Origin of the sequence: Exiguobacterium sp. Helios, from assembly GCF_014524545.1 — a bacterium.
Lineage (GTDB): Bacteria > Bacillota > Bacilli > Exiguobacteriales > Exiguobacteriaceae > Exiguobacterium_A.
In genome coordinates this window covers 2,254,008-2,273,185 of record NZ_CP053557.1, presented here as the reverse complement: position 1 = coordinate 2,273,185, position 19,178 = coordinate 2,254,008, and the positions used below count along the sequence as shown (strand labels likewise).

At 44.7% G+C, this 19,178-nt stretch carries 19 protein-coding genes; 16 read left to right on the top strand and 3 right to left on the bottom strand.

All coding sequences use genetic code 11. From position 1 onward, the window contains the following. Positions 1-17 precede the first annotated feature (17 nt). The 5 genes from HNY42_RS11920 (at position 18) to HNY42_RS11900 (ending at position 4,496) form a co-directional block, all read left to right on the top strand. Positions 18-1,109 carry a virulence factor gene (locus HNY42_RS11920; RefSeq protein ID WP_131502677.1) on the top strand — a complete coding sequence of 364 codons (1,092 nt, stop codon included), beginning with the start codon at positions 18-20 and terminating at the stop codon, positions 1,107-1,109. A 357-nt stretch (positions 1,110-1,466) separates the two neighbouring features. Next, positions 1,467-1,679 (top strand): hypothetical protein, encoded by a 213-nt coding sequence (locus HNY42_RS11915; protein ID WP_188004540.1) that lies wholly within the window; start codon positions 1,467-1,469, stop codon positions 1,677-1,679. A gap of 91 nt (positions 1,680-1,770) precedes the next feature. Then, positions 1,771-2,235: a BsuPI-related putative proteinase inhibitor gene (locus HNY42_RS11910; protein WP_188004539.1), complete on the top strand. Its 465-nt coding sequence runs from the start codon at positions 1,771-1,773 to the stop codon at positions 2,233-2,235. A 37-nt stretch (positions 2,236-2,272) separates the two neighbouring features. Further along, on the top strand, positions 2,273-3,088 hold the full coding sequence (gene nadE / locus HNY42_RS11905; protein ID WP_131502674.1) for an NAD(+) synthase: 816 nt from the start codon (positions 2,273-2,275) through the stop codon (positions 3,086-3,088). A gap of 112 nt (positions 3,089-3,200) precedes the next feature. Beyond that, the gene (locus HNY42_RS11900; RefSeq protein WP_131502673.1) at positions 3,201-4,496 is read left to right on the top strand and encodes an FAD-dependent oxidoreductase; all 1,296 of its coding nucleotides are present in this window, start codon (positions 3,201-3,203) and stop codon (positions 4,494-4,496) included. Here HNY42_RS11900 and HNY42_RS11895 read toward each other — a convergent pair. Continuing rightward, on the bottom strand, positions 4,490-4,882 hold the full coding sequence (locus HNY42_RS11895; protein ID WP_131502672.1) for a disulfide bond formation protein B: 393 nt from the start codon (positions 4,880-4,882) through the stop codon (positions 4,490-4,492). The genes HNY42_RS11900 and HNY42_RS11895 overlap by 7 nt on opposite strands. 65 nt (positions 4,883-4,947) lie before the next feature. Between HNY42_RS11895 and HNY42_RS11890 the strand changes: the two genes are divergently transcribed. From HNY42_RS11890 to HNY42_RS11870, 5 genes are all read left to right on the top strand, one after another. Then, positions 4,948-5,838, top strand: coding sequence for a transcriptional regulator CcpC (locus tag HNY42_RS11890; RefSeq protein WP_012370890.1), 891 nt, complete (start codon positions 4,948-4,950; stop codon positions 5,836-5,838). Continuing rightward, a complete protein-coding gene (locus tag HNY42_RS11885) occupies positions 5,822-6,934 on the top strand; it encodes an N-acetyldiaminopimelate deacetylase (protein WP_114595392.1) in 1,113 nt (370 codons plus the stop codon). Before HNY42_RS11890 ends, HNY42_RS11885 begins: the two co-directional genes overlap by 17 nt. Positions 6,935-7,156: 222 nt before the next feature. Then, the gene (locus HNY42_RS11880; RefSeq protein WP_131502670.1) at positions 7,157-8,545 is read left to right on the top strand and encodes a cytochrome ubiquinol oxidase subunit I; all 1,389 of its coding nucleotides are present in this window, start codon (positions 7,157-7,159) and stop codon (positions 8,543-8,545) included. Between the two features lie 12 nt (positions 8,546-8,557). Next, positions 8,558-9,580 carry a cytochrome d ubiquinol oxidase subunit II gene (locus HNY42_RS11875; RefSeq protein WP_012370887.1) on the top strand — a complete coding sequence of 341 codons (1,023 nt, stop codon included), beginning with the start codon at positions 8,558-8,560 and terminating at the stop codon, positions 9,578-9,580. A 187-nt stretch (positions 9,581-9,767) separates the two neighbouring features. Further along, on the top strand, positions 9,768-10,436 hold the full coding sequence (locus tag HNY42_RS11870) for a potassium channel family protein (protein WP_012370886.1): 669 nt from the start codon (positions 9,768-9,770) through the stop codon (positions 10,434-10,436). A 52-nt stretch (positions 10,437-10,488) separates the two neighbouring features. Here the strand turns inward: HNY42_RS11870 and HNY42_RS11865 are convergent, their stop codons facing one another. After that, a complete protein-coding gene (locus HNY42_RS11865) occupies positions 10,489-11,265 on the bottom strand; it encodes a Cof-type HAD-IIB family hydrolase (protein ID WP_131972465.1) in 777 nt (258 codons plus the stop codon). Positions 11,266-11,435: 170 nt separating this feature from the next. Here HNY42_RS11865 and HNY42_RS11860 point away from each other — a divergent pair, with 170 nt between their 5' ends. Both HNY42_RS11860 and rnjA read left to right on the top strand, forming a co-directional pair. Further along, complete coding sequence (locus HNY42_RS11860) at positions 11,436-11,654, top strand: DNA-dependent RNA polymerase subunit epsilon (protein WP_114595395.1); 219 nt, start codon at positions 11,436-11,438, stop codon at positions 11,652-11,654. After that, a complete protein-coding gene (gene rnjA, locus HNY42_RS11855; RefSeq protein ID WP_012370883.1) occupies positions 11,651-13,318 on the top strand; it encodes a ribonuclease J1 in 1,668 nt (555 codons plus the stop codon). The genes HNY42_RS11860 and rnjA overlap by 4 nt, the downstream gene beginning before the upstream one ends. Positions 13,319-13,374: 56 nt before the next feature. Here rnjA and def read toward each other — a convergent pair whose 3' ends face one another. Further along, complete coding sequence (gene def / locus HNY42_RS11850; RefSeq protein ID WP_131972466.1) at positions 13,375-13,914, bottom strand: peptide deformylase; 540 nt, start codon at positions 13,912-13,914, stop codon at positions 13,375-13,377. A gap of 378 nt (positions 13,915-14,292) precedes the next feature. On the opposite strand from def, the gene pdhA reads away from it, so the two are divergent. The 4 genes from pdhA (at position 14,293) to lpdA (ending at position 19,170) form a co-directional block, all read left to right on the top strand. Beyond that, a complete protein-coding gene (pdhA, locus tag HNY42_RS11845) occupies positions 14,293-15,375 on the top strand; it encodes a pyruvate dehydrogenase (acetyl-transferring) E1 component subunit alpha (protein ID WP_012370881.1) in 1,083 nt (360 codons plus the stop codon). Positions 15,376-15,378: 3 nt separating this feature from the next. After that, on the top strand, positions 15,379-16,356 hold the full coding sequence (locus HNY42_RS11840; protein WP_131502667.1) for an alpha-ketoacid dehydrogenase subunit beta: 978 nt from the start codon (positions 15,379-15,381) through the stop codon (positions 16,354-16,356). 99 nt (positions 16,357-16,455) lie between these two features. Next, a complete protein-coding gene (locus HNY42_RS11835; protein WP_131972467.1) occupies positions 16,456-17,754 on the top strand; it encodes a dihydrolipoamide acetyltransferase family protein in 1,299 nt (432 codons plus the stop codon). A gap of 3 nt (positions 17,755-17,757) precedes the next feature. Beyond that, positions 17,758-19,170: a dihydrolipoyl dehydrogenase gene (gene lpdA, locus HNY42_RS11830; protein ID WP_026827898.1), complete on the top strand. Its 1,413-nt coding sequence runs from the start codon at positions 17,758-17,760 to the stop codon at positions 19,168-19,170. The last annotated feature ends 8 nt before the right edge of the window (positions 19,171-19,178 follow it).

Here is a 19,178-nt window from a genome sequence, read left to right as displayed (position 1 = left end):
AAAGGGGAGGGATTAAGATGAAAATTATAGCAATTGAACCAACACCAAGTCCAAATAATATGAAGGTCATCGTTGATGAAACGTTTTCGGAAAAGGGACAAACGTTTGAACATGCATTTGGTGCACCGGATCATGTAGCAAAATTACTGGAGATTCCAGGCATTAAGTCGGTTTATCAAGTGAGTGACTTTTTAGCCGTTGAACGGTTTCCAAAATATGATTGGCGTACGCTAGTCATCGAGATTCGCCGGTCCTTTGGCGAAGTACTCAGCGATGTCGAACAACATGAGACGGATGAGGCATTTGAGCCTGTTCATCTGTTCATTCAATTTATTTTAGGTGTACCGATGCAACTAAAAGGAGTCAAAGGACTAGAAGAAAAACGCCGCGGATTACCCGACCGGTTCCGGGAAGCTGCGCTATTCGTTCAACCTTATGTGAAGAATGTCATCAGTGACCGCCGCTGGGTCGAACAGGCACCGCGTTACGGGGATTTAGATGAAAGTTTGGCAGAAGTAGCTCAAGAAATCGAAGTCGCGTATCCAGCAGAGCGGATTGATCGCTTAAAGACTATTGCTTCAGGGGAAGAAGTCACATTTGACGGACAGGCGTTAACGTCGTCAGATTGGAAACAGCGTTTTGCAGCTCTAGATGAATTACCGATTGAATTGAACTGGGTCCCGGCATACGCCAAGATGCTTCAAGATGAAAAGATGCAGATCAGAAGACAGGCTGTAGTCAAACTCGGAATGTTTGAAGATAACCGATTAGAGCTGCTGGATTATATAACAAATGCGCTACACGACCCGTCAAGCAGTGTACGGCGAACGGCCGGAGATACGATTTCCGACTGGGCCTTGCCGGAGGCGGAAGTGATGATGATTGAAGCGTTGACGGATAAAAATAAACTGGTCCGTTGGCGGGCTGCCCGCTTTTTATTTGATGTCGGAACGGAACAATCGATTCCACGGTTAAAGGAAGCCGTGCAAGATAAGGAATATGAAGTCGCGCTTCAAGCGGAACTGGCATTGGCACGAATCGAAAGTGGGGAAGAAGCACTAGGTACGGTTTGGCAACAAATGAATCGAATGACGGGTGAGAGTTCATAAGAACCTCAAAAAAGCAGTGTATGAAGAACCATTCGACAAAATAACAATTAAGATGTCTAGGTATATTTTACCTTCTAACGAATAGATATGGAAAAATATGAAAAATATTTTGTAATGGTTTTGAAATGGAATTGAAATGTCGTTATAAATCACCATTTTAAAGGTGTATAACCCAACTATTTTAACATTCCAATAAATGGTTGTATTTTTTGGAATAAAGTTTTGACACGAAATGTCGAACGGGAATTTTCCGATGTTTTTCCTGTTTTGATAAAGTGAAATCACAATAACTGATTCGATTTCAACCAGCTATTCTGGTTTGACTGACATCTGACATAACAAAGGAGATTCGGGGACATGATACTTTTTGCTGAAACAAATCTAGCAGTAGGATACAAAGAACGTACGGCTTCGGGTGTATTCGTAACGATTGAAACAATGGACAGCCGGACAATTACACTTGTGGCACCGGCAACGGCAACGGATGCCATTTGCGATGAATTGTTTGTGACGGGGATTGAACAATTGTTTTCTACATCAAAAATGACAGTAGCCATTCCGGTTGCTTAATTGATGAATCAAAGAGGCAGGATGGGGGAGAACCTTATCCTGCCTCTTTTTTGTGCTAAAATTGAGAAGAGAGAAGAGAGGGGGCATTGTTTTGAAATGGATTATCCGGTTATCCTGTTTATGCGTACTGACCTTGATGTTGGCTGGATGTAACCAGCAAGAACAAAAGAAAGCGACGACACAAGGCGATGCCACGGAACAACCGATTGAAATCAAGGTGTCCGGAAAACAATTAGAACCAAACGTCGTCTTAGCTGTCGTCCAATTAAAAAATCCGAATGAACAAGCGGTGACCCTGACATTCCCGACATCCCAGCGATTTGAATTAAAAATCAAGGATGCGGATCAAAAAGTGCTCTATACTTTTTCGCAAGAGCAGGTGTTTACGCAAGCGATTGAACAAGAGCGCTTCAAAGGGTTGGAGACAAAACGTTACGAAGTAAGAATTGAGCTTCCGGATTCCAGTCATCCGACGCAAGTCGAGGCGATGACCATCCGTCAAGTAAAGGGAGATGCGATTTCCAACAGGAAAGCGCAAAATGAAATCTCGAACTAGGCAAGTATAAAAAAAGCTGAAGGAGTGTGACGGTTTCATGCAACAGGAAATCATTCAAGTGACGGGGGTCAAGCCGGTCATCGTTGCTGAAGAAGAAATTAAACAACGCGTTCAATTTTTAAAAGAGTATCTTGTGCATACAGGGGCAAAAGGACTTGTTCTTGGTATTTCAGGAGGACAGGACTCCTCATTAGCGGGTCGCCTCTGTCAACTCGCTGTTGAAGAGTTACGCAGTGAGACGAATCGAGATTATCAATTTTACGCCGTCCGATTACCGTATGGTCAACAACAAGACGAGTCGGATGCCCAGCTTGCATTGTCATTCATCCGTCCGGATCATGCGTTGCGAGTCGATATCAAGCCGGCCGTTGCTGCTTCCATGGCTTCTTTTGAACAGGCAACGGGAGGCGTTTTGTCTGATTTTAGCAAAGGAAATACAAAAGCACGGGAACGAATGAAGGTGCAATATGATATAGCGGCTCATTACGGCTGTTTAGTCGTCGGAACAGATCATGCAGCAGAATTCGTAACCGGTTTTTATACGAAACACGGGGATGGAGCATGTGATTTAACACCATTGACCGGACTGAACAAGCGCCAAGGAAAACAGTTACTCCGTGAATTACAGGCACCTGAAGGATTGATTGAAAAAGTTCCGACAGCCGACTTAGAAGACAATCAGCCGGGGTTGCCTGATGAACAAGCGCTGGGCATGACATACAATGAAATTGATGATTATTTAGAAGGTAAAACGATTTCCAGTGAAAGCCAGGCTAAGCTGGAAGGTCAGTACAAACGAGTGGGACATAAACACCATATGCCGGTCTCGCCACTGGATACTTGGTGGAAATGAGTAATAGTAATCCATTGCAGACGACAGCTGAAACAGCTGTCGTTTTTTTCGTCTGAAAATCGGGAAAAGACTCAAAACACATCAATAAGAGAGTCGGACGGGAGGTAAAGACATGGAATCAATTGCAGTCGTTGGTGGTGGACTAGCGGGATTATCAGCCGCAGCCTTGCTTGCCAAACAAGGAAAACGTGTTCAGCTATATGATGCAGCGATGTTAGGCGGAAGAGCGACCTCACAAATCATCAAAGGGTATACGTTTAACTACGGGGCGCATGCAGTGTATGGGCGGGATCATTCCGTGTTAAAGACGATCATTAAAAGCTTGAAATTAGAGATTACCTGGCTGGACTTTTCTTCGACGAAAGCAAAATATGAATTTTCCGGCCACTTAACTGCTGCTCCGGCTAATGCGATTGGTCTCTTGAAGACAGAAGTGATTGGCGGAACGGATAAACTTCGTTTTACATGGGAAGTTGTGAAAACAGTTCTCCGTCTTGAAAAAGGAGTGCCAGAGTTGTCAATTGGTCAATGGCTGGTGCAAGAAAAAGTCGAAGAAGACGTGTCACGCTTGATGCTTGATTTAGCGTCCAGTAATTTTTTTACGACCGAACCTGAAAACATTCCGTCAGTCGTCTATTTTGACTATTACCGGAAACTTTTTCGGACACGAAAACCGGTTTCGTATATCGCCGGCGGATGGCAAGTCCTAATTGATGAATTGGAACGTGTCCTGCAAGAACAGGGAGGGACGATTCACCGGAAAACTAAAATTACAGCGATTGAAGAAAAGGAACAAGGATACCGGTTACGTGACCGGAAAAAAACGGAATGGACTGTTGACCGGGTTGTCTTGGCGCTTCCGCCCCGTGATATGCGAAAGCTCGCCTTACCTGCCACCGTCCAATCCTTTATCGAACCTTTTGCCCAATATGAACCGGTAGAAGTTCTTGTGTACGATGTCGGAATCAGTCCATATCTCAAAACACCGTTTTCATACGTTTACGACCGTACCCATCAACTGTTCGTCACCGATTTATCTCATTACGATCCGAGTATCGCACCGGAAAACGGTCAGGTCTTACAAGTCGTCGCCTATCTTGCGCATCAGGAAGTCGGAAATCCAGATTATTTAGCGGAAAAGGTCAAACAGATTCACCGGCTTCTCGATCAGCATTATCCGCAATGGCAGGAACGTCTGGTCGTCGAACGGACAATGAAGCGGGCGATCGTTCAAGAAATCAAATGGAAGATGGGGCAAACTCCCCTCCCTAATTTTATGCAGGATGGACATAAGGAGACGATGGCTTTTGTCGGGGATTGGTGTGAAGGAGAAGGGCAGTTATCGGAATTGTCTTTCTCGAGCGCGTTGAACGTAGCAGCGGAATGGCAACAAAAAAACGCTCATTGAGCGTTTTTTTGTTTCGGATAAAAGGCAAGAGCAATCAAAATCGTAAAAGCAATCAAACTCATCATCGGAATCGTCAGGAAACCAAAATAATTGACCCACTTGATGAGGCAACCGTTCGTGCAGAGTGCTTCTCCGTCCGGTAAGCGTTCGAGTATGACGTGATAGGCTGCGACCGCAAATCCGAGTAACGTATATAATCGAAGAAAAAATCCATCGACCGGGCGATTACGGAATAAGGATACAAGCAAATAAATGGCGGTCGTATACATGAACAGACGTTGCCACCAGCACAACGGACAAGGAATGAATCCGCGAATCTCACTGAAATACAAACTGCCTAAAGTCGCGACCGTTGAGACGATCAACATAAAATGATAGCGTGACATATGTACCTTCCTCTCTAACGTGTTAAACTAATGCCATCTTATATCATGAGGAGTCGAATCATACATTGCAAGTGTCGGAAATGGAAATGTTGATTACGTTATCAGAAGAATTGAACATGAGACGGGCCGCAGAACGTCTTTTTGTCTCGCAACCTGCTCTCAGCCAGCGTCTGGTCGCAATCGAGCGGCGCTGGGCAACAAAGCTGTTCATTCGTTCATCACGTGGACTGAGTATCACCCCGCAAGGTGAAAAAGTCATCGGACTCGCCAAAGAAATGAACCGAAAAGAACTGGAGCTTAAAAGTGAATTGACGGCGGAAGAGGGGGCTGTTTACGGTACACTTCGGATTGCTGTCGCGTCCATTATGGGACAATATTGGCTTCCCCGTGTCCTGAAACGGTTTGTCGAACGTTATCCGCATGTCCGTGTCCAATTGGTCACAGGGTGGTCAAGTGAGATGATGCGCCATATGCTGGAAGAGCATTTTCATATTGGTATCATCCGCGGAAATCCTGATTGGAAAGGCGTGAAGGAACGGCTGTTCTCGGATCCGTTATATCTTGTTGACAGTGAACTGACGTCACTCGAACAGCTTCGGAAAACAGAACGTCCTTTCATTCAATTTAAAAGTGACTCGACGTACTATCAGGAGATTTTAGAATGGTGGCAGGACCGTTTTTCGAGTCCACCGGCCCGGACGCTCGTCGTTGACCAGATTGAGACGTGTAAACAGATGGCGCTTCACGGGATTGGTTTTGCCATCTTACCGGAATCAACGATTCATGAAGCGAGTGAAGTGATGCAGATTCCGCTTAAAACGTCATCGGGAAAAATTTTAAAGCGGGACACGTGGATTCTATCGACGGAGTCGATGCTTGAATTAAAACAAGTCCAAGCGTTTTGGGACATCGTCAAAGAAGAAGGAGGAAGTCAGTCAGATGGAATACGCAATTGAAATGCGCCGAGAACTTCATAAAATACCGGAGCCGGGTTTTAAGGAGTTTAAAACGCAAGCTTTTATCCTCGATCAAATCCGGTCGTACCCGGAAGATCGTGTTAGTTATGATACATTCGAAACAGGAGTATTTGTCCGCGTAAAAGGTTTAACGGGGAACCGGACGATTGGATATCGGGCCGATATCGATGGATTACCAATCGAAGAAGCAACGGGGTTACCATTTGGTTCTGAACACCCGGGCTTCATGCATGCCTGTGGTCATGATGTTCACGCATCCATCGCCTTAGGTTTGTTACGCCGGATTGTCGAACTGCCTGTCATGGATGATGTCGTCTTCCTGTTCCAACCGGCTGAAGAAGGACCGGGTGGGGCGGAACCGATGATCAAAAGCCCGCTGTTTGAAAAGTATCGTCCGAGTGAGATGTATGGTCTGCATGTCGCGCCGGAATATCCGGTCGGGACGATTGCAAGCCGGCCTGGTGTCTTGTTTGCGAGTGCCCGGGAAGTTCATATCACGATTTATGGACAAAGCGGTCATGCAGCCTTTCCGCATTTGACGATTGATACGGTTGTTGCTCAGGCGGCATTGATCATGCAACTTCAGACGATTGTCAGTCGTTCGATCAATCCAATGAACTGCAGTGTCATTACGATCGGGAAAGTGGAAGCGGGAATCCGGGAAAATGTCATTGCAGGTCGTGCTTTACTCGACGGAACGATGCGTGCGCTTAACGGAACAGACATGGAAAAACTAGAGCAACGTGTGCGTGACATCGTACGCGGCATCGAAGCTTCATTCGGCGTAAAAATCGATTTACAGTTTGGAAATCGGTATTATGAAGTCGTCAACGATCAACGAGTCGTTGATAAATTTTCGTCCTTCGTCAAAATGAATGCGAATTATATTGAGTGCGATGCTGCAATGACAGGAGAAGATTTTGGATTCATGTTAAAAGAAATTCCCGGCATGATGTTTTGGCTTGGTGTCAATAATGCTACGTCCGGATTACACCAGCCGACCCTGAATCCGGATGAAGATGCCATTCCCTTCGTCATTAATTTACTCGATCATTATTTCCGCGAATATGTCTAAACAAAAGACGTGACAATCGGCCCTTTATTCCTGAAAAAAATGGATAAAGGGCTTTCATTTTATAGAAGAGAACAGTTTTCGAACGTTTTGTGAAATAAATCACGAGTATATGTGAACAATTTGTTACATCAAACATTTAAAACAGACACAAATGATTATGTTCTCTATGATACGGATATAAACAATATATAGAAGTACGTCTAGAAAGAGGGGGCTATACACATGTTCAATGATCCAGTCATGCTCAGTCGATTATTGACAGGGCTCACATTAGCATTCCATATCATCTTTGCGACGATTGGGGTAGGGGTTCCATTGATGGTACTCGCAGCGGAGTACATCGGAATTAAACGAAAAGATTCAGACTATATTCTTCTGGCTCGACGCTGGACGCGTGGTTATATCGTAACTGTAGCGGTAGGTGTCGTAACCGGAACAGCAATTGGATTACAATTGTCGCTCCTATGGCCTTCTTTGATGCAAGTAGCAGGTCAAACGATCGCATTACCGTTGTTCATGGAAACTTTCGCCTTTTTCTTTGAAGCGATTTTCCTCGGTATTTATCTCTACACATGGGACCGGTTTAAAAATCCGTGGTTACACTGGTTAATCGGGATTCCGGTCGTCATCGGGGCAACATTATCCGCCTTCTTCATCACGACGGTCAACTCATTCATGAACTCACCAGAAGGATTTAAAATCGTCAACGGGACACTCACGCAAATCGAACCGTTAAAAGCGATGTTTAATACGGCGACACCGACAAAAGCAACACACGTCATCGTATCCGCTTACTTGACGGTTGCTTTTATCCTGGCAGCGATTGCGGCTTTCCATCTGTTACGGAAGAAAACCTTGTCGGCAGCAGAAACGGCATATCATAAAAAAGCTCTTCGCTTAACGGTCATGGCCGGATTAATCTTTGCGTTCTCAACTGCGTTAGTCGGAGATTTCTCCGGGAAATACCTGGCGAAATACCAGCCGGAAAAATTAGCAGCAGCAGAATGGCATTTTGAAACAACAAGTGAAGCCGAGTTGATTTTCGGTGGAATCCTGGATGAACAAGCGGACGGCAGTTATGAAATCAAAGGTGCCGTCAAAATTCCGTATGCTTTATCCATTCTCGCGGGCGGAGCGCCGGATACAGAAGTCATCGGGTTAAACGAATTCGCCAAAGAGGACCAGGCACCACTGTTTGTCCACTATTTCTTCGATATCATGGTATCGATCGGCATGTATTTAGCCGCCATCTCGGCCCTGTTCGTATTGGCTTTCCGACTCAAAAAGTTGAATCCATACAACAAGTGGTTGTTACGCGGTATCTTTATCGGTGGACCACTCGCCATCGTCTCGATTGAAGCAGGCTGGATGTATGCGGAAATCGGACGTCAACCGTGGACGCTCTATGGTATTATGAGAACGGCTGATGCGGCGACCACTTCGACCGCTGTCGGACCGATGTTGATTTTATTCAGTTTACTGTATCTGTTGCTCGGAACGATTTGTACAGTCGTCCTGCTCCGGATGTTTAAAAATAACCCTGTCGGCAAAGAACTCGCAGATGATCATCATACACGTGGTGAAGCGATGTTTGCGGACGACAACAAATAAGGAGGGAACGAGTTGGACATTCAAACACTTGGAATAACCGTACTTTGGACGTTCCTTTATGGATATCTCATCGTTGCCTCAATTGACTTCGGTGCCGGTTTTTACGCGTTTTATTCAAAATATACGAAACGGGATCATTTGACGAACCGTTTGATTCTCCGTTATCTTTCTCCGGTTTGGGAAGTGACGAACGTGTTTTTCGTCTTCTTCTTTGTCGGACTTGTCGGGTTCTTCCCGGATACGGCTTATTATTACGGAACAGCTTTACTCGTTCCCGCTTCAATCGTCTTAGTATTAATCGCGATTCGCGGTAGCTTTTACGCGTTTGCCAACTACGGTTCAAACGACAGCATGTTCTATACTTTCTTATATGGAGCAACAGGACTATTGATTCCGGCAGCGATGTCCACGACATTGACGATCAGTCAAGGTGGATTCATTCGGAAAACGAATGAGACAGTCGAATTCCTTGGGACGAAGCTGTTCACGAACTTTTATTCTTGGACGGTCGTCGCGCTTGCGATCGTATCCGTCCTCTATATCAGTGCCATGTTCTTGTTGTTCTATGCGGATAAAGCAAAGGACGAGAATGCAACACCATTGATTCGTAAATGGGCATTGTTCTGGAGTATTCCGACGATTGTTGTCTGTGCATTAGTCTTCTTTGGCTTAAAAAATCAAGCGGCTTGGCATTATGAAAACATCTTGAACGGTAATTGGTGGTGGTTCGCAGCAAGTTTCCTTTTCTTCTGCGTCGCGGTGACACTTGTCTACTTGAAGAAAAACTACGGGATTGCCTTTATCGCTGTTATGGCGCAATACGGGGTTGCCTGGTTCGGATACGGATACACACATCTTCCTTACATTCTTTATCCGTACATCGATATCAATAAAGCGGTCGTTAATGAAACGATGGCAACGGCACTTGTTGTGGTCTTTATCTTCGGATTGATGTTATTGATCCCGGCATTGTATTTGATCTTACGATTGTTCCTGTTTGATAACGACTATGTCAGTGGGAAAAAAGCAAAATAAACAGAACCTGTGTCACGTAACCATTCCGTGTGTCATCCATATAAAGGGTGGCACACTTTTTTGAGCGGATTTGTCATTCACTTTAAGGGATTGAAAACGGAAAACCGCATTAAAAAAGCGTTCATAGTAATTTAGAAGTGAATCGGGTACACTACTACTGAAGCAGAATTGTGAAGGAGAGTTGAACATGAATGGAGAGTTCGCAGTAATTGGTTTAGGTCGGTTCGGGGGTTCGATTGTCCGGGAATTATCAAAGAATGGATATGACGTTCTGGCGATTGATTCGGATGAAGAGCGTGTCAATGAATACATGGGGATTGCGACGCATTCTGTCATTGCGGATACGACGGATGAAAACGTCTTAAAGAGTCTTGGGATTCGCAATTTTGACCATGTCATCGTTGCGATTGGTGAAAATATTCAAGCGTCGATTTTGACGACTTTAATTTTAAAAGAGCTCGGTGTTCAATCGATTACCGTCAAAGCGACAAATGATTACCATGAAAAGGTGTTACGTAAGATTGGAGCCGACTTCATCGTTCACCCTGAACGGGATATGGGGGTCCGGATTGCGAACGGACTGATGAGTTCAAATATTTTAGATTATCTCGATTTATCACAAGAATTCTCAATCGTTGAAATCAAAGTCAGTGATCGAATGGCCAATCAGACATTAATCGACTTGGATTTGCGGAGTAAGTACGGTGCCAACGTCGTTGCAATCAAACGAGGCGAAAACGTCATGATTTCCTTACAAGCGGATGAATTGATTGAAAAAGGGGATTACCTTGTCGTCATTGGCGAAAATGATGACTTGGACCGTTTGGAACGTGCCATCCATAAAGTGAAAAATTAATATCAAAAAAGGCTGAGGAATCATTCCTCGGCCTTTTGAGTACTTGTTACATTTAAATGAGTTGGAATTCTTTCAGACCGTGTTCGATGCCGTCTTCTAGAATGTGTTTTGTGACGAAGTCAGCCGCCGCTTTTGTTTCAGCAAGACCATTGCCCATTGCGATGCCGGTTCCGACATAACGTAACATTTCTAGATCGTTCAGCGCATCTCCGAAGGCAAACGTATCTTCGCGCCGGATATTCGTCAACTTCAGGAATTGTCTGATACCATCAGCTTTTGACGAACCGACATTAATGACATCCATCGCATTCGGATGCCAGCGGATGAAGTCAAAGGCTTTGTAATTTTGAGTGTACTCGGCTTCTTCTTCAGCGGTACAATAGACAAGCGTTTGGAAGACATCATGTGTCGTAAATGCTTGCTCATCGAAGGCGGGTAAAGGAATATCCAGTTCTCCAAGGGATTCCTGGACCAACTGATCTGACGGTTTAGTTGAGAAACCCTGTGTTTCACCTAGATAGACGAGTGTATGACCGTTTTGATGTGCGCGAGCGGTTAAGTGCTTAAGATCTTCAATCGGTTGTGGGCGTCTGTAAATGACCTCGTTCTGATGAACAACGATTTGACCATTATAACCAATGATCGTATCGATGTTGAGCAGTTCGCGCACACCGGATAACATCGCCGGACCACGTCCGGTCGCGATGGCTACATAAACACCATTTGCTTGTAGCTGTTTAATTGCCTGTTTGGTCGACTCGGGAACAAAATGACCATCGTGAAGTAAGGTTCCATCGATATCGAAAAAGACGACTTTCTGATTTGCCATGGTTTCACCTTCTCTTTTTAATTGGCTGTTCAGCCGGATACATGTGGAATTATAGCATAGCGTTAACGTTTACGCCGACCTTGGTTTAGGAATAGGATGAAAAAATAGTAGGATATCGTGTATACTAATCTAAGGACAAAAAACAATGGACTGATAAGGAGTTGCTAAACATGATTTTTAAAGTATTTTATCAACCGCTTCGTTCGGAAGCCCCAGTACGGGAACGGACAGAAGTGATGTATGTTGAGGGAGAGAACATTCGTGAAGTGCGAACAGCGATTGATCACCTCATTAAAGATATCAATGTCGAATTCATCCGTGAGTTAAGCGGCGAATTCCTTGAATATGAAAAACTAAGCCCAGACTATAAGGTTGAAACGTTCGCATGAAGTTCGTTAAAAACCATCAAGCAGCCGTTTTCGCACTCGGTGGCTTAGGAGAAATCGGGAAGAACACGTACGTCGTTCAATTTCAAGATGAGATCATCGTCATCGACGCCGGTGTTATGTTCCCGGAAGATGAACTACTTGGAATTGACTACGTCATTCCGGATTACACGTACTTGATTAAAAATAAAGATAAAGTAAAAGGGGTCTTCATCACCCACGGTCACGAAGACCACATCGGGGGATTACCGTTCTTACTCAAACAAGTCAACTTGCCAATTTATGCTGGGAAAATTGCACTTGGTCTCATTAAAGTAAAACTTGAAGAACACGGTTTGTTACGGACGGCCGAGTTACATGAAATTGATGAGGATTCAATCATCAAATTCCGGAAGACAAGCATTTCGTTTTTCCGGACGACACACTCGATTCCAAACTCGTTTGGCGTCGTTGTCAAAACACCGCAGGGCAACATTGTCCATACCGGTGATTTCAAATTCGATTTCACACCAGTCGGAGAACCTGCTGACTTAACAAAAATGGCGGAACTCGGCAAGGAAGGTGTTCTCTGTCTGTTATCAGACTCGACGAACGCTGAGATTGAAGGCTTTACGATGAGTGAACGTGTCGTCGGAGATACGATTTCAAACATCTTCCGTAAAGCAGAAGGTCGGATTATCTTTGCGACATTCGCTTCGAATATCTATCGCTTGCAACAAGTCGTCAATGCATCGGTCGAAGCAGGGCGTAAAATCGTCGTGTTCGGTCGGAGCATGGATAAAGTCATGATGATTGGTCAGGAACTTGATTTCATCAAAGCACCTAAAGGAACAATCATTGAACCGAATGAAATGAAACGGTATAAATCGAACGAACTGACGATTCTTTGCACAGGCTCACAAGGGGAGCCGATGGCAGCCCTGAGCCGGATCGCTAACGGGACACACCGTCAGATTTCAATCATTCCGGACGACTTGGTTATCTTCTCGTCTTCTCCGATTCCAGGAAACGTCGTTTCTGTCGGAAAAACGATCAACCAATTGTACAAAGCCGGTGCAGATGTCATGTATGGCAAGTTAAATGACATCCATACATCAGGTCACGGCAGTCAACAAGAACAATTGTTGATGCTTCGTCTCCTGCAGCCGAAATACTTCATGCCGATCCACGGAGAATACCGGATGTTGAAAAAACATATGTCGCTTGCAATGGACGCCGGTGTACCGGAAGAAAACTGTTTCGTCATGGACAACGGTGAAGTCTTGGCACTCGATGCCAATGCAGCTGCGATTACCGGTAAAATCCAAGCGAATGCCGTCTATGTAGATGGAAAAGGAATTGGAGATATTGGGAATATCGTCCTGCGTGACCGACGAATTCTTTCAGAAGAAGGATTGGTCGTCGTCGTTGTAACACTTGATTCTAAAACAAATCGTCTTGTTTCAGGACCGGATATCATTTCACGCGGATTTGTTTACATGCGTGAATCAGGTAACTTGATCAAGGATGCAGAACGCTTGTTGAAGCGTTCACTTGAGCAATCTTTGGCGAATCGAAATACAAAATGGACGGATATCAAACAAGTCATCAATGATACATTGACACCGTACTTGACTGAAAAAACACAACGTCATCCAATGATCATGCCAATCATCATGGAAGTATAAATAAAAAAGGACATTTCCTTATGTTGGAAATGTCCTTTTGTTGTTTCTTAATTAAATTAAAGCGATGAACCATATTCCTTGAACGGTTCTTTCGGATCGATTCGATCGTAAAACATGATGCCATCCAAATGATCATATTCGTGCTGGCAGACGACTGCTTTTAATCCTTTTAATCTTAATTTTACAGGATTTCCGTTATGATCGATGCCAGACAGGGTAATACGCATATAGCGCGGTACATGGCCTTCGACTTCCCGGTCAACGGACAAACAACCTTCACCGCCGGCAAGATATGTTTGTTCAACGGAATGACTGACGATTTTCGGATTGTAGATCCCGAACTCGAGAATATCATCCCCGTCTTGCAGGCGAATGGCAAACATCCGTTTGTTGACCCCGATTTGGGGAGCCGCCAGTCCGATCCCGCTACGCAAATCATATTTTTCAGCTAACTCGTCGTCCTGACTGTTGGCAAGATACTCCATCATCAGACGCATCGTTTCTTTATCTTCCTCGCTGAGGGGGAAGGTAACATCGACAGAACGTTTGTGAAGCGAAGGAACGTCTTCCCGAACGATTTCATTCATGGTAATCATGAACAACACCCCTTTCATCTAGAAAAATTATAGCATATCAAAGGAGGAATATTAATAACTAACACAGTTGTAAAATGATGAATAGTACAGAAGTAAAGCCGTTCTTCGAATGTGAGGTCATTCACAAGAACATCCGCTAAAAAAAATAAAACATTTCCTTTGATTTTATAGGTGTTACAGTTTTATACTTGTAACGTAATGAACAAGACATGCTTTCGTGTCTAGTCATGTTAATACAGTTTACTCAACTGGATAGGTACACAGATATATGTTCAAGAAAAGGTCATACGGGACTTCATTTTTTGAACACTATTCGTATGTGAGCAAATCAGTCAGAGGAATATTTCGCTGAGCACAGTGAAAGGATGAGGTGAAAAGATGAACTTAAACATGTTTAAAAACGTGGAAGAAAACTTTGAAACATTCCGCATTCTGGATGAAAAAGGTGAAGTCGTCAACAAAGACGCTATGCCGGATCTTTCAGATGAAGAACTTACGGAATTAATGCGTCGTCTCGTTTACACACGTATCTGGGATCAACGCGCAATCTCACTCAACCGTCAAGGACGTCTCGGTTTCTATGCGCCAGTCGCTGGGCAAGAAGCGTCAATGATCGGTTCACAATTTGCTTTAGATAAAGATGACTGGATTCTTCCAGGATACCGTGATATCCCGCAAATGGTTTTCCACGGCTTCCCGCTTTACAAAGCATTCTTATTCTCACGCGGACACATCACAGGTGGTAAGATTCCTGAAGGTGTTAACGTCTTAATGCCGCAAATCATCATCGGTGCACAAATCGTGCAAGCTGCCGGTGTTGCACTCGGTCTTAAGAAAAGTGGAAAAGAGCAAGTCGCAATTACGTACACAGGTGATGGCGGATCATCACAAGGTGACTTCTACGAAGGTATGAACTTCGCTGGAGCATTCAAAGCACCTGCAATTTTCGTTGTCCAAAACAACCGCTTTGCGATTTCAACACCGGTTGAAAAACAATCGATGGCGAAAACAATCGCTCAAAAAGCCGTTGCAGCCGGAATCAACGGAATCCAAGTTGACGGAATGGACGTTCTTGCTGTCTACGCAGCAACGAAACAAGCTCGTGTTGAAGCACTGAACGGGGTGCCGACATTGATCGAAACACTCACATATCGTTACGGACCGCATACACTTGCTGGAGATGACCCAACACGTTACCGTACAAAAGATATGGACGATGAGTACCAAGCACAAGATCCACTCGTTCGTTTCCGTGCGTTCATGGAAACAAAAGGTCTTTGGAACGAAGACAAAGAAAACGAAGTCATCGAACAAGCAAAAGCGGATGTAAAAGAAGCACTCGCTCAAGCAGATAAAGAACCGAAACAAAAAGTAACAGACTTCATCAACGTGATGGCTGAAAAGTTACCACAAAACCTGCAAGAGCAGCTTGATGAGTATACAGCAAAGGAGTCGAAATAACCCATGGCACAAATGACGATGATCCAAGCGATCACTGACGCAATGCGCGTCGAGATGAAACGCGACGAGCAAGTTCTCTTGTTCGGTGAAGACGTCGGTAAAAACGGTGGGGTATTCCGTGCGACAGAAGGTCTTCAAGACGAATTAGGCGAAGACCGTGTCTTCGATACACCACTTGCCGAGTCTGGTATTGGTGGTCTTGCAGTCGGATTCAGCTTAACTGGTTTCCGTCCAATCATGGAAATTCAATTCTTCGGTTTCGTATTCGAAGTATTTGATTCTGTAGCAGCACAACTCGCACGTTTACGTTACCGTTCAGGCGGCACGTACAGCGCACCTGTCACAATCCGTTCACCATTTGGTGGCGGTGTTAAAACACCTGAGCTTCATGCAGATAACCTGGAAGGATTAATGGCTCAGTCACCAGGACTTAAAGTCGTCATCCCTTCAACTCCGTATGATGCAAAAGGTCTTTTGATTGCATCAATCCGTGATAACGATCCAGTCGTTTTCCTTGAGCACATGAAACTGTACCGTTCATTCCGCGGTGAAGTGCCAGAGGGCGATTACACGATCGAACTCGGAAAAGCAGACATCAAACGTGAAGGTACTGACGTTACAATCGTAACGTACGGTGCAATGGTTCACGCATCATTGAAAGCTGCTGAAGAGCTTGAAAAAGAAAACATCAGCGTTGAAATCATCGACTTGATGACAATCAGCCCGATTGACATCGATACAATCGTTGAATCAGTTAAGAAAACGAACCGTGTGGTTGTTGTTCAAGAAGCTCAAAAACAAGCAGGTGTGGCTGCAATGGTCGCAACTGAAATTCAAGAGCGCGCAATTCTTGACCTCGAAGCACCAATTCTTCGTGTCACGGCACCTGACACAATCTTCCCATTCGCACAAGGTGAAGATTCATGGCTTCCGGACCACAAAGATATCGTTGAAAAAGTGAAAACTGTTTACAATTTCTAAGAGTGAACCGGAAAAAGAGGAGAGAGGTAATTCTCTCCTTGCTTCCGTTTTAAAGATAACAATCGACCAGAAGAGTGAAATAAAAGGAGGCTAATTCAAATGGGTTTATTTGAATTCAAATTACCGGATATCGGTGAGGGTATTCACGAAGGTGAAATCGTAAAGTGGTTCGTTAAAGCAGGCGACACAGTCAAAGAGGATGACATTCTTCTTGAAGTACAAAACGATAAAGCAGTCGTTGAAATTCCGTCACCAGTTGATGGCACAGTCAAAGAAGTAAAAGTCGACGAGGGTGTCGTAGCCGTCGTTGGTGACGTATTGATCACGTTTGATGTGGAAGGCGAAGGTTCAGCTCCTTCTGAAGAAGAAGCATCAGAGCAGCCTAAAGCGGCAGACAATGCAAAAGACGTCCAAGACACAGATAAAAAAGTCGAAGACAAACCGAATGAAGTTCAAATCCATAAATCAGAACGCGTTATCGCAATGCCTTCAGTGCGTAAATATGCACGTGAAAAAGGTGTCGACATCCGTGAAGTTCAAGGTTCTGGTGACAACGGTCGCGTTGTCAAAGAAGACATCGATGCATTTGCAAACGGTGAACAATCTTCAACTGCACCAGCAGCAGAAGAAAAAGCACCGGCAGCACAAGCTTCAGCATCTAAATCTGAAGTGAAACCGTATGTTGCAGCTCAACCTGAGCTTGAAACACGCGAGAAGATCAAAGGAATCCGTAAAGCGATTTCGAAAGCAATGGTCAACTCGAAACATACAGCGCCACACGTTACATTGATGGATGAAGTCGATGTTACGAATCTTGTTGCACTCCGTAAAAACTTCAAAGAAGTTGCGGCAGCACAAGGTACGAAATTAACGTATCTTCCATTCGTTGTGAAAGCATTGACAGCAGCGGCTAAGAAATACCCTGCAATCAACGCATCGATCGACGATGTGAACGAAGAAGTCGTTTACAAAAACTACTTCAACATCGGTATCGCAGCAGACACAGACAACGGTCTTGTTGTTCCTGTCGTCAAAGATGCAGACCGTAAATCAATCTTCGGATTAGCAGATAACATTAATGACCTTGCTGGTAAAGCACGTGACGGAAAACTTTCTGGTGACGAAATGAAAGGCGGATCGATCACAATCACAAACATCGGTTCTGCTGGCGGACAATGGTTCACACCTGTCATTAACCACCCAGAAGTTGCAATCCTCGGTATTGGCCGTATCGCTGAAAAAGCGGTCGTCAAAAACGGCGAAATCGTTGCAGCACCAGTACTTGCTCTTTCATTCAGCTTCGACCACCGTCTCATCGATGGTGCTACAGCACAAAACGCGCTTAACTTGGTTAAACGTTTGTTAAATGACCCACAACTTCTCATTATGGAGGGATAAGCAATGGTAGTAGGTGAATTCGCACAAGAAACAGATTTACTCGTAATCGGGGCTGGCCCTGGTGGTTACGTCGCTGCAATCCGCGGTGCGCAACTCGGACTTAAAGTAACAGTCGTCGAACGTGAAAACGTCGGTGGTGTTTGTTTGAACGTCGGATGTATCCCGTCAAAAGCCTTGATCACAGCTGGACACAACTTCCAACATGCAAAAGGTTCAGATTCAATGGGAATCACATCTGAAAACGTCGCAGTCGACTTTTCAAAAGTTCAGTCTTGGAAACAGTCTGTTGTCAACAAATTGACTGGCGGTGTTGGTGGTCTTCTTAAAGGTAACAACGTCGAGACAGTCGTTGGGGAAGCTTACTTCCAATCTGAAGATACAGTTCGTATCATCAATGAAGATTCTTCTACACCTTACAAATTCAAAAAATGTATCATCGCAACTGGTTCGACTCCAATCGAACTTCCGGCTTTCAAATGGTCAAAACGTGTCCTTTCTTCAACAGGCGCATTGAACCTTCCTGAACTTCCGAAAAAACTCATCGTCATCGGCGGTGGCTACATCGGAATGGAGCTCGGAACAGCGTATGCTAACTTTGATACTGAAGTTGTCATCTTAGAAGGAACAAAAGATATCCTTTCTGGATTCGAGCCGGCAATGACACAAGTCGTCAAGAAAAAGCTCAAACAAAAAGGGAACATCACGATTCACAACGAAGCACTTGCACAAAGTGTTGAAGAGACAGAAGAAGGCGTGAAAGTTACGTTTGAAGTCAAAGGTGAAACACAAACTGTCGAAGCGGACTACGTCCTCGTCACAGTTGGTCGTCGCCCGAACACATCTGATCTCGGTCTTGAAATGGCAGAAGTTAAAGTCAGCGAACGTGGACTCGTCGAAATCGACGATCAGTGCCGTACGTCGAACGAAAACATCTATGCTATCGGGGACATCGTTCCTGGACCACCACTTGCACACAAAGCTTCATTCGAAGCAAAAATTGCTGCTGAAGCGGCTGCTGGACACCCGGCATACCTCGACTACAGCGCGATTCCTGCGGTTGTCTTCACAGACCCAGAACTCGCAACAGTCGGTTATACAGAAGCGCAAGCAAAAGAAGAAGGTCTTGATTACCTCGCTTCTAAATTCCCTTACGCTGCAAACGGACGTGCTCTTGCACTCAACGAGCCAGACGGCTTCTTGAAAATGATCACACGTAAATCAGACGGTCTCTTGATCGGTGCTCAAATCGCTGGTACAGGCGCATCTGACATGATCGCAGAGATGGGACTTGCAATCGAGTCTGGAATGACTGCTGAAGATATCGCACTCACAATCCACGCGCACCCTTCACTCGGTGAAATCGCAATGGAAACTGCTGAAGTTGCAATCGGTAGCCCGATCCACATCATTAAATAATCAAGAAA